This window comes from Pectobacterium aquaticum, assembly GCF_003382565.3.
Classification (GTDB): domain Bacteria; phylum Pseudomonadota; class Gammaproteobacteria; order Enterobacterales; family Enterobacteriaceae; genus Pectobacterium; species Pectobacterium aquaticum.
This window is the reverse complement of record NZ_CP086253.1, coordinates 2266837-2278414: the sequence shown is the minus strand read 5'-3', so window position 1 is coordinate 2278414 and position 11578 is coordinate 2266837. Positions and strand designations below refer to the sequence as shown.

The following is an 11578-nucleotide window of genomic DNA, read 5'->3' as shown; positions in this document are numbered from 1 at the left end:
CACCGCGTGGGAGTGGGTGACCTTAACAGGAGTGGTTATGACGATAGAAAAAGCGCGTGAGGAAGACGACATCTCGGTAGAGAATGATGAATATGAGCCTATTCTGCTGAAAATAAGGGCATTTTATCGAGAACTGACAGCCGAGAGATTAACGGAGCTGAGTGATATCTATCATCAGGATATTCACTTTATCGACCCCGTTTCCAGCCATCATGGGTTGAGTGCTTTGCATCGCTACTTTTCTCATTCACTCGACAAGCTGAGCTACTGTCAGTTCGAGATCGCCGATGTCCATACCTTCCGCGGCGGTGCGACGATGTTCTGGACGATGCACTATGCACACCCGTCATTAAAGCGTAACGCGCCGCTGACATTAGCTGGCTGTAGCCACCTGATCTTCGCCGACAACAAAGTTATCTACCAGCATGATTATTACGATATGGGCGAGATGCTTTATCAGCATGTTCCTCTGCTTGGCCCGCTAATCGGTTATCTGAAATCGAGACTTCAAGCATGACGCGCGTGTTGATTACTGGGGCGAGTTCTGGAATCGAGCAGACGCTGAACGGTGTCACGGCCGATCTGGTGATTCTCAACGCGGGAACCTGTGAGTATCTGGATAGCGGCGTCATTGACGAGGAAAAAATCGAGCGGAAGCCTATGGCGCCTCAAAGGCAGCGCTGGCCTACTTCGCCCTCAGCCTATCGCTGGATTTGCTGGCTCGCGAGATCGCCTTCCCTTTGCACTGTTGCTCAACGCGATTTCTGTCCTCCCACAGTCATGGCAACGTCTGCTCGCCAGCCGGTTAGTAAGGTAAAAGTATGAAGATTGCCATCATCGGTAGCGGTATTTCTGGTTTAACCTGCGCACTCAGATTATCCGATCGCTTTCAGGTGTCGGTGTTTGAGGCGAACGATTATCTGGGTGGCCACACGGCAACGGTCGATGTGGTTCAGGATGGCACGACCTACGCCATCGATACGGGATTTATTGTCTACAACGAGCGAACCTACCCCCATTTTATTGCGCTACTGGATGAGTTGGGGTTAACCGGTCAGCCGACAGAAATGAGCTTCTCGGTCAGTAATCCAGTTTCCGGTCTGGAATATAACGGCCATACGTTAAACACGCTCTTCGCCCAGCGCAGCAACCTGCTCCGCCCCAGTTTCTATCGTTTCGTTGCGGAGATTGTGCGCTTTAATCGCGTGTGCAAGCGGTATCTTGCCAGCGGTGATTATCAGGGGCTGACACTAAGCCATTTATTGCAGCAGGAAAAATTCTCGCCGTTCTTTGCCCAGCACTATCTTTTGCCGATGGGGGCCGCGATCTGGTCATCGTCGCTTGAGGACATGCGGCATTTTCCTCTTTCGCTTTTCCTGACCTTCTTCAACCATCACGGGCTACTGGATTTGGTCAATCGCCCGCAGTGGATGGTGGTTCCCGGCGGTTCACGGGAGTATGTGCGGCGACTCACAGAACGTATCCGCGATCGGGCAACGATCCACATTCAGACACCCGTCAGTCAGGTAATGCGCGATGAAGCGGGTGTTACGGTGCATACCGCCGAGCAGGCGTATCGGTTCGATCAGGTGATTTTCGCCTGCCATTCCGATCAGGCGCTGGCGCTGCTGGCAACGAGTACGCCCGATGAACAACGAATCCTCGGCGGTATGCACTATCAGCCGAACCACGTGATCCTGCATACCGACACTCGGCTTCTGCCTCATAACCCGCGAGCATGGGCAAGTTGGAATTACCGTCTGCCAGTCGATCAGGCGTTTAGCCACGCACGGGCCTCCGTGACCTATAACATGAACATTCTGCAAGGCATTCGTTCATCAACCACCTTCTGTGTGTCGCTGAACCCCCAGCAGGATATCGACCCGAATAAAATACTGCACCACGCGATTTATCATCACCCGGTGTTTACTCAACAGACGACAGCGTACCAGCAGCAGCGCGAACGTATTAATGGGCACAACCGCAGTTGGTTTTGTGGCGCCTATTGGTACAACGGCTTTCATGAAGATGGCGTAAGAAGCGGGCTGGATGTCGTCAACCTCCTCCATCAGAGTGTGCAAGATGAATAGCGCCTTGTATGTTGGCAAGGTTCGGCATCGACGCTTCACACCCGTCACGCATCGTTTCGACTATACGTTATTTATGACGTTAATCGATTTAGATGAGATCCCCGCGTTGCCGCATGTCGGCATTGCGCTGGAGCGCTTTTCCCCTGCGTCATTTTGTCGCGGCGATTACCTCGGTGGCGGCGACATCAAAACCAAAGCACAGGATAGGATTGCGGAACTAACTGAGGAACGCCTCACAGGAAAAGTGCTGCTGCTGTGTCAGCTACGCTATCTGGGCTGCTATTTCAATCCGGTCAATTTCTATTATTTGTACGATGAGCATAACGAACTACGCTGGTTATTGGCAGAAGTGCGGAATACCCCTTGGAACGAACGTCATACCTATGCCGTCGTCCCCGATGGTTCTACGCCGGTTTCCAAAGCGTTTCATGTGTCGCCTTTTAACCCGATGGACATGGTGTATCACTGGCGTCTCACGCCGCCCGACGCACGTCTGCGGATCCACATCGAGAATCACAGACAAGGGCGCGAGTTTGACGCGACGCTGGTGCTGCATCGTCAGCCGCTCACTCGTGCCACCCTGCGTGCTCAGCTTTGGTCTCTGCCGTTAATGACGATGAAAACCGCCTGCACCATATATTGGCAGGCTTTGAAACTGTGGATTAAACGCTCGCCCGTTTATCCTCATCCGCAGTCTGGAAAGAAGGACACCCCATGAGTTCAACGGAAACACAGTTGGTGCGTCACCCGAGCAATACCGCTCGCTATACTCGGGCCAGAAAAGTGGTGTTTCTTCTGCTTAGTCGAATAGACGGCGGAGGGTTGCGCCTTCGCGAACCAGAAGGCAATGAAACGTTATTCGGGGATCAACACGCGACGCTGCAAGGTGAAATCACGATACATCACCACCGCGTTTATCGCCGTGTCTTGCTGGGGGGAAGTATCGCTGCCGGCGAAAGCTATATCGATGGTGATTGGAGCTCAACCAACCTCACGCTCGTTCTCCAGCTTTTGGCGCAAAATCAGGCGCTAATCGATACGCTTGAAACGCGCTTTGGCTGGCTGACGGGGCCATTTCATCGTTTCATCCACTGGTGCCGTCGTAATCGCCCGCAGCAGGCACAGAAAAATATCGCCGCCCATTACGATCTGGGCAATCATTTTTACCGCAGCTTTCTCGATAGCGAGATGCTCTACTCCAGCGCCTGGTATCAGCAACCCGAAATGACGCTGGAAGACGCTCAGCGCGCCAAGCTGCGTCGCCTCTGCGAACAGTTGGCACTCTGTGAAACGGATCATTTACTGGAAATTGGCACCGGCTGGGGAGGATTAGCCGAACTGGCCGCGCGGGAATATGGCTGTCACGTCACCACCACCACGCTGTCGCAGCAGCAGTATGATTACGCGGTTGAGCGCATTCAGCACGCGGGGCTGAGCCATAAAGTCACGGTGCTGCTACAGGATTACCGTGCGTTGACCGGTCAGTATGACAAACTGGTGTCGGTCGAAATGATTGAGGCGGTCGGAAAAGCGTATTTGCCCACCTTCTTCAAACGCTGCCAGCAATTGCTGCGTCCACAAGGCCGCATGGTGCTTCAGGCGATCACGATTGCCGATCAGCGCTACAGCCATTACAGCCGTAATGTCGATTTTATCCAACGCTACATTTTTCCCGGCGGTTTTCTGCCCTCAATTACTGCGATGACGACCACCATGACGCGGCATACCGATTTTATCACCCGCGATCTGTTTGATATCGGTCAGGACTATGCCCGCACCCTCAGCGAATGGCGACAGCGCTTTTATCAGCAGTGGCATATGCTGAATGCTCAGGGCTTTGATGAACCTTTCCAGCGCCTGTGGGTGTTTTACCTTTGCTATTGTGAAGCGGGGTTTCGCGCACGCACCATCAGCACGGTACAGCTCACTGCAGAAAGGCCATAGACACAGTGTAAAAAACGTCACGATGCCATATCGCAAAAGATGTGGCATCGCACGTTAGCCATCGTTGGTTATCGAATGGCACGCTTTAATACACGGTTAGCGCTGTTCAGAAAATCATCGGCAACCTTATTCACTTCTCCGTTACCGTAATCCAGTTTTTGCAGACTGCTCGTCCACAGTTGAACCAGCTCCTGATTTTCCATAAACGGTGAAACAGGCACTTTAGACGCAGGTTGCTCCGCGGCCGCCCGATAGGCATTCGCTAACAGATTACCGGGGTTAATCACGCCGATATCTTCCAGCAATTTTTGCGCTTTCGGGTTAGCAGGCATCCCATTTTGCAATCCTAATGCTTTCACGCCTTCCGGGTTACTCAGCATGAAACTCATCAGCATCGCCGCTTCCTTAGGATGCTTGCTGTTCTTGCTGATGGCGAACAGCGAAGACGGTTTGGTGGTCAGCCCCGAATCTTTGGCATTGGGCATCGTGAGGAATGGCCCCGTTTCCAGCAGAGCCTCCTTCGGCATATTGCTGGAGTAGGTGTAGATGGCTGAATCCCATAAGTACATACCGGCTAATTCACCATTAATCCAGGGACGAATCTCATAGACGTTGGTACGGCCGAATGAGGAAAAATAGCGCTGATCGGGTATCACATGAGAATCAACCAGCTTTTTATAAAAGCCGAAAAGTTCCCGTACTTGATCGCGGCTATAGGCAATGATCTGCTTCTTCTCATCGATCATATCAATGCCGTATTTCTGTGCCATGTAACTACGACCGAGCGTCAGAATATCCAGCACATCGCTTGAACCTTGAGCAACGCCAAGCGGGTAATAATTGTCGCCCAGTTTTTGTTTAAACACCGGGCCGGCGGCGAACAGCTCATCCCAGGTTTGCGGATAGGCGACGCCTGCTTTATCCCAGGTGGTTTTGTTGTAAATCATGCTACGGGACGTCATCGAAATCGGGAGACCTTGCAACTTCCCTTTTACATCCGCCGTTTTCAGGGCGTTAGGCGAAAAATCTCCCAGCCCCAGAATATCTTTTTGCTTATTCAAATCATAAAAGCCGTCACCATTGCGGGAAAACTGCGGCAGCCAGTTCCAGTCGATACGAATAACATCAGGCTCCTGCCCACCAGCCATCTGGGTTGATAAACGGGAAAGGTAGCCGTCCCAGCCAGCATATTCAGCTTTAACAGTAACCGTCGGGTTGGCTTTTTGAAATGCGTTAATCGCTGCTAGCGTAGCCTCGTGTCGCTGGTTGCCGCCCCACCAAGAGATGCGGATCTCGGCGGCGTCAGCAGGATGAGAAAATGCCGCGCCTACGGGAAGCGCTGCACAGAGTAGGAGTAGGTGAGATAATGTGTTCCGTGTTTTCGCCATAATAAAACCCTTATAATAATATTCGGAGGTTTCCGCCTGTCTGCCAGTATGCGGACAGACAGGTACTACGGATGCGGAAGCGTTTGCTGCCTGAAATGGCAGGTACTCTGATTAATTCCCTCTTTTCAGGTTAACGGCCAGTTCGCTTATTTTCACTGGCCGTTCGGTGCGTAATGATCGATTGGCAGCGATGCCGGTTAAAATAGACATTGCGCCATCACGATAATCTGCTGCGCGATGTAATGGATCGGGTTCCGGTGTACCAAACAGATCGTTTAACATGACCTGATCGCCGCCGCCGTGTCCGCCCGCTTTAAATTCAACAGGTACGATATAAGGCTCATCAAACATCGGATAGACCTTTATTTCACACTCATTCAGCGCACCTTCATCTTCTTTTTGTCCGCCTCCGTTTACATAAGATTTTTCTACCAGTTTCATTTCTAACCGGCCCTTGCTGCCATTAAACACCACGTTCAGCCCTTCCCAGGGCAAATAGGCATTTAATGAGTACGTCATGATGGCTTTGCTCTTATAGCGCACCATCACACCCAGTACATCTTCAATATTAATGCCGTCATCGAACACGCTTTTATCGCGGTAATAGCCATCTTCATGTTCGGCATCTAAATATAAAGCGGTCAGCTGTTCGCTTTTATTCATATGCAGTGCAAACGGATCGTTTTCTGCCGCCACGCTATTATGTGACCGGGAATAAAATTCTGTGACACCGCGCGCTTCCGCATTCGCTTTACCGTAAAAACGTAAATCGCCCTGCGCATAGACCGTTTCCGGTTCGCTATTCAGCCAGAAATTCACTAGGTCAAAATGGTGCGTGGATTTGTGAACCAACAGTCCGCCGCTATTGCGTTTGTCACGGTGCCAGCGACGGAAATAATCCGCCCCGTGCTCAGTATTCAGCAGCCACTCAAAATGAACGGAATAAACTTCACCAATTAACCCAGCGGCAATTAATTCACGGATTTTGCTGTGATGCGGGGCGTAGCGGTAATTAAAGGTCACGCGTAATTTACGACCAGTACGGTTAATCGCATCAATAATTGCCTGACATTTTTCTTCATCAATCGTCATCGGTTTTTCACTGATGACATCACAGCCTAATTCCATTGCCCGGATAATATAGTGATGATGCGTCCGATCCAGAGACGTCACAATAACCACATCCGGCTTGGTTTCCGCGATCATTTGCTCGAACTGATCGGCGCAATACGTCGGCACAGTATCGTGTCCATATTTATGGACAATCTGGTTGGCATAATTCATTCGCGTCTGGTTGGTATCACAAAAAGCCACAAATTGTCCCTGATCCTGATAATCCCTGGCGATCGATTCCAGGTAAAGGCCCGCGCGGCCTCCCGTTCCCACTACGGCATATTTTTTTTTCATTCTGCGTATTTCCTCCAAATAACGTAGGACACATAGCTCTTCGTACCTAAAACAGGATGCTAAAACGTTCACTGGATTGACTGGCACATATCGAGTAAGGGACTGGTAGAGTAATTTTCATGATGACAAGCCCTACCTACACGCTTATGCCTTTGCCATAAAAAAATAGAACATCCCAACATCGTTCACCTTCATATTATTGCCATACAATGATGTTGTCTGGCAGTAGGATGAAGATTGGCATGTTCCATCTCTCATAAATACAAATTGAGCATTTTACACATTAGCGATTGATTTTATTAGTAATGTTAGATGAAGTGCATTCCATACCTCACGTTGGATGTGCATTGCCTTTCCTAAGTGTTCGTACGTCAACGGGATTTGTTCTAGCGGGGTGCCGATCGCCACATTCAAACTTTATTTTCAATCCGTCTGAGGATGCCGGATAATCGGCACGTTACTCACGAGAGAAGCAAGAAAGCGACAAACGCGTAAGGAATCACTATGCAGACATTTTTTCAGGACACTATGGCAACTCCGCTCGGGGAGTTATTGATTATTGCTGATGAAAATAATCATTTGCGTGCCGTCGAGTGGCGCGAGTATGAAGACGATTTATTTCGCTCACTCAATCGCAGTTATCGAAATGATCCCTTTTCGTTACAATCGCGTCATAATCCCGGTGGTCTGACAGACAGCCTGCAACGCTATTTTGATGGTGAATTAGCGATTATTGATACGCTGCCCGTAGCTTCCGTAGGGACCGAATTTCAACAGCAGGTCTGGCGGGAATTACGTCGAATCCCCTGCGGAGAAATTACCACATACGGAGAACTTGCAACGCTACTGGGACGCCCCAGCGCAGCGCGTGCGGTCGGCATGGCAAACGGCTCCAACCCTGTCAGCATCGTGGTTCCGTGCCATCGTGTTATCGGTACTGGCGGCGCGCTGACGGGCTATGCGGGTGGCATTCACCGTAAGCAGTGGCTGCTCGCTCACGAAGGCTATTTACCCAAACAGCGCTTTACTTCAACAGAATAGTTTTCCGTTATAATTTTTGCGCTTCGAGACATCCGAAAATGCCCTCAGAATTGCTTATCATCATAAGTGATTCGGATTAATCAACGTGTTAACCGTTCAGTAACGTAATGGGCGAAAATATTATCTCCGCACAGGTCTTATATATCGAAATATTTCCCAGAAAAATTGAAAAATTATAGTTAGTTCACTATTTATTGGTCTATTCCGGTGATTATCGGTCTTATCAGAGCCGATAAAAGCTGTTAAAATTGACCAATATCAATTATTGCCTGAGCAAAGCCTATGATCCCGGAAAAGCGAATTATCCGACGCATCCAGTCTGGCGGTTGTGCAATCCACTGTCAGGATTGCAGTATCAGTCAGCTATGCATCCCTTTCACCCTGAATGAACACGAGCTCGACCAGCTCGACAACATCATTGAAAGGAAGAAGCCTATCCAGAAGGGGCAGGCGCTGTTTAAGGCTGGCGATGAACTGAGATCGCTCTACGCCATCCGCTCTGGGACGATAAAAAGCTATACCATCACGGAGCAAGGCGACGAGCAGATCACCGGTTTTCATCTGGCAGGTGATTTAGTGGGCTTTGATGCTATCGGGACCGCCCAACATCCGAGCTTCGCGCAGGCGCTGGAAACGTCAATGGTCTGCGAAATTCCTTTCGAGACGCTGGACGATCTCTCAGGGAAAATGCCTAACTTACGCCAGCAGATGATGCGTTTGATGAGTGGTGAAATTCGTGGCGATCAGGACATGATTTTACTGCTGTCGAAAAAGAATGCTGAAGAGCGTTTGGCGGCATTTGTCTACAACCTTTCCCGCCGTTTCGCGCAACGTGGTTTCTCGCCGCGTGAGTTCCGTCTGACCATGACGCGTGGTGATATCGGTAACTATCTGGGGCTGACCGTTGAAACCATCAGCCGTCTGCTGGGGCGTTTCCAGAAAAGCGGTACGCTGGCGGTCAAAGGAAAATACATCACGATCGAGAATATTGATGCCCTTTCCGAATTAGCCGGTTCCTCACGCAAATGATCTTTCCAGCCTAACCATTTGACGTTGCCGCTTTTTTTACTGTGGCAACGTCAATGTTATCCCCTCCTTTCCGCACCCTCCGTGATATTTCCTATTTTGTTATTCTGCGGCTTATCTCTGTTGTCCAAAACGATTCCATTGCGGTACTCTTGAATGACAGGCTGTGGAGTAACAGCTGTTTGGAGGAGCTATGGCAAAGTATCAGAACTTACTGGTAGCTATTGACCCAAATCAGGATGACCAACCAGCGCTGCGTCGGGCGGTTTACCTGGTTCAACGACTTGGCGGCCGTATCAAGGCATTTCTGCCGATTTATGATTTCTCTTATGAAATGACCACTCTGCTTTCTCCCGATGAACGGGTGGAAATGCGTCAGGGCGTTATTCAGCAACGGACTGAGTGGATTGCGGAACAGTGCAAATACTACCTTGACGCTGGCGTTTCGATAGAAATCAAAGTGGTGTGGCACAATAAGCCTTTTGAAGCCATTATTCGGGAAGTCATTTCCGGGCAACATGACCTGTTGTTGAAAATGGCGCATCAGCACGATCGGCTGGAAGCGGTTATCTTTACGCCAACCGACTGGCAGCTACTGCGCAAATGTCCTTGCCCCGTCTGGATGGTAAAAGATCAGCCTTGGCCAGTCGAAGGCCGTGCGCTGGTTGCTGTCAATCTGGCTAGCGAAGACCCTTATCACGATCCGCTCAATATCAAACTGGTATCGGAAACGCTGGAGCTGGCACAACAGGTTGATCAGACCGAGGTTCATCTGGTCGGTGCCTACCCTGTTACCCCCATCAATATCGCCATTGAACTACCTGACTTCGATCCCAGCGTCTACAACGATGCGATTCGCGGGCAGCACCTTATCGCTATGAAATCCCTACGGCAGAAGTTCAGTCTGGATGAACGCGTGACGCACGTAGAAAAAGGGCTGCCGGAAGAAGTGATTCCCGATCTGGCAGAACATTTGCAGGCGGGTGTGGTAGTGTTAGGGTCGCTGGGCAGAACCGGCCTTTCCGCTGCCTTTATCGGCAATACCGTCGAGCATGTGATCGATCACTTGAAGTGCGATTTACTTGCAATCAAACCCGATGATTTCGTGTCACCGATTATGTTAGAAGACGGCGGTAACAGCTGATTGCTTGTTTCATCTCGCTCAGCACCAAATAATGCCAGCCTCAGTGCTGGCATTATTTTTGGGCGATGCCACGTATCGCTATATTTGAGATGTAAAAAAGGGGCGAAATCGCCCCTTTCGTTTTCTACTTCCTGTCACGTTTACAGTGCTTTCAGAATCGCCTCAACGCTGTCTTTGGCATCGCCAAACAGCATCTGCGTGTTCTCTTTAAAGAACAGCGGGTTCTGTACGCCCGCGTAACCGGTATTCATGGAACGCTTGAACACGATGACATTCTGCGCTTTCCACACTTCCAGCACTGGCATACCAGCGATTGGGCTGTGTGGATCTTCTTGCGCCGCAGGGTTAACGGTGTCATTCGCGCCAATGACCAGCACAGTGTCAGTATCGGTGAAATCGTCATTAATTTCATCCATTTCCAACACGATGTCGTAAGGGACTTTTGCTTCAGCCAACAGCACGTTCATATGACCAGGCAGACGCCCTGCAACCGGGTGAATACCAAAGCGAACGTTGATGCCACGCGCACGCAGTTTTGCGGTGATGTCATGCACAGGGTACTGCGCCTGCGCGACGGCCATACCGTATCCCGGCGTGATGATGACTGAAGTTGAGTTCTTGAGTAAATCAGCCACGTCTTCCGCTGAAGCCTCACGGTATTCACCGACTTCTTCACTCTCACCAGAGGACACGCCATCCGTACCAAAACCACCGGCAATCACGCTGATAAAGGAACGGTTCATCGCTTTACACATGATGTAAGACAGAATCGCACCAGAAGAACCCACCAGAGCACCGGTCACGATCAGCAGGTCATTGCTCAGCATGAAGCCCGCTGCTGCCGCTGCCCAACCAGAGTAGGAGTTCAGCATAGAAACGACGACTGGCATGTCCGCACCGCCAATCGATGCAACCAGATGCCAGCCAAATACCAGTGCAATCGCCGTCATCAGAATCAGCGCCAGTACCTGCAACGCTACGCTGCCCGTATTGACGAAAACCAGCAACAGCAGGAAAGATACAACCAGCGCCGCCAGATTCATTTTATGGCGATGAGGCAGCATCAATGGCTTGGAGGAAATATTGCCACGCAGTTTACCGAACGCAATAACCGAGCCAGTGAAAGTCACGGCACCGATGAAGATACCCAGGAAGACTTCCGTCAAATGGATATTGACCATCACCGGATCGGTAATTTCACCGTGGTCGAGGAAGCTATTAAAGCCAACGAGTACCGCTGCCAAGCCCACAAAGCTGTGCAGAATCGCGACCAGTTCTGGCATTTCGGTCATTTCAACCTTACGCGCCAGATAAATACCGATTGATCCACCGATCGCCATAGCAATGATGATCCAACCCACGTTGCCAGAATCCGGTCCCAGAATCGTCGCGATCAGCGCAAGCGCCATACCGCTGATACCGAAGATGTTCCCTTGTTGCGACGTTTCGTGCTTGGACAACCCAGCCAAACTGAAAATAAAGAGAATTGCGGCAACAATGTATGCAGCAGTTACTAATCCACCAGACATGTGTTACCC

At 50.5% G+C, this 11578-nt stretch carries 10 protein-coding genes and 1 pseudogene; 8 read left to right on the top strand and 3 right to left on the bottom strand.

The genetic code is table 11. From position 1 onward, the window contains the following. The first annotated feature begins 37 nt into the window (after positions 1-37). From DMB82_RS10495 to DMB82_RS10475, 5 genes and pseudogenes are all read left to right on the top strand, one after another. Positions 38-517, top strand: coding sequence for a nuclear transport factor 2 family protein (locus DMB82_RS10495; protein ID WP_116155256.1), 480 nt, complete (start codon positions 38-40; stop codon positions 515-517). Positions 518-561: 44 nt separating this feature from the next. Next, positions 562-743: pseudogene (locus DMB82_RS10490) on the top strand (short-chain dehydrogenase); the annotation flags it as partial. A 78-nt stretch (positions 744-821) separates the two neighbouring features. Beyond that, a complete protein-coding gene (locus tag DMB82_RS10485; protein WP_116162982.1) occupies positions 822-2090 on the top strand; it encodes an NAD(P)/FAD-dependent oxidoreductase in 1269 nt (422 codons plus the stop codon). Continuing rightward, a complete protein-coding gene (locus DMB82_RS10480; protein WP_116162980.1) occupies positions 2083-2808 on the top strand; it encodes a DUF1365 domain-containing protein in 726 nt (241 codons plus the stop codon). Before DMB82_RS10485 ends, DMB82_RS10480 begins: the two co-directional genes overlap by 8 nt. Continuing rightward, positions 2805-4034: an SAM-dependent methyltransferase gene (locus tag DMB82_RS10475; RefSeq protein WP_116162978.1), complete on the top strand. Its 1230-nt coding sequence runs from the start codon at positions 2805-2807 to the stop codon at positions 4032-4034. The genes DMB82_RS10480 and DMB82_RS10475 overlap by 4 nt, the downstream gene beginning before the upstream one ends. 68 nt (positions 4035-4102) lie before the next feature. Here the strand turns inward: DMB82_RS10475 and DMB82_RS10470 are convergent, their stop codons facing one another. Together DMB82_RS10470 and DMB82_RS10465 are read right to left on the bottom strand one after the other, a co-directional pair. After that, entirely contained in the window at positions 4103-5422 is a 1320-nt protein-coding gene (locus tag DMB82_RS10470; RefSeq protein ID WP_102116514.1) for an ABC transporter substrate-binding protein, read from the bottom strand. 111 nt (positions 5423-5533) lie between these two features. Beyond that, the gene (locus tag DMB82_RS10465; protein WP_116162976.1) at positions 5534-6829 is read right to left on the bottom strand and encodes a Gfo/Idh/MocA family oxidoreductase; all 1296 of its coding nucleotides are present in this window, start codon (positions 6827-6829) and stop codon (positions 5534-5536) included. 504 nt (positions 6830-7333) lie between these two features. Between DMB82_RS10465 and ogt the strand changes: the two genes are divergently transcribed. The 3 genes from ogt to uspE all read left to right on the top strand — a co-directional run bounded on the left by ogt (position 7334) and on the right by uspE (position 10040). Beyond that, positions 7334-7870 carry a methylated-DNA--[protein]-cysteine S-methyltransferase gene (gene ogt / locus DMB82_RS10460; protein WP_102116512.1) on the top strand — a complete coding sequence of 179 codons (537 nt, stop codon included), beginning with the start codon at positions 7334-7336 and terminating at the stop codon, positions 7868-7870. Between the two features lie 282 nt (positions 7871-8152). Next, the gene (gene fnr, locus DMB82_RS10455; protein WP_005968491.1) at positions 8153-8899 is read left to right on the top strand and encodes a fumarate/nitrate reduction transcriptional regulator Fnr; all 747 of its coding nucleotides are present in this window, start codon (positions 8153-8155) and stop codon (positions 8897-8899) included. A gap of 190 nt (positions 8900-9089) precedes the next feature. Next, positions 9090-10040 (top strand): universal stress protein UspE, encoded by a 951-nt coding sequence (gene uspE, locus DMB82_RS10450; protein WP_102116511.1) that lies wholly within the window; start codon positions 9090-9092, stop codon positions 10038-10040. 140 nt (positions 10041-10180) lie between these two features. Here uspE and pntB read toward each other — a convergent pair whose 3' ends face one another. Next, positions 10181-11569, bottom strand: a complete 1389-nt coding sequence (gene pntB, locus DMB82_RS10445) for a Re/Si-specific NAD(P)(+) transhydrogenase subunit beta (protein ID WP_116162975.1) — start codon at positions 11567-11569, stop codon at positions 10181-10183. Positions 11570-11578: the final 9 nt, after the last annotated feature.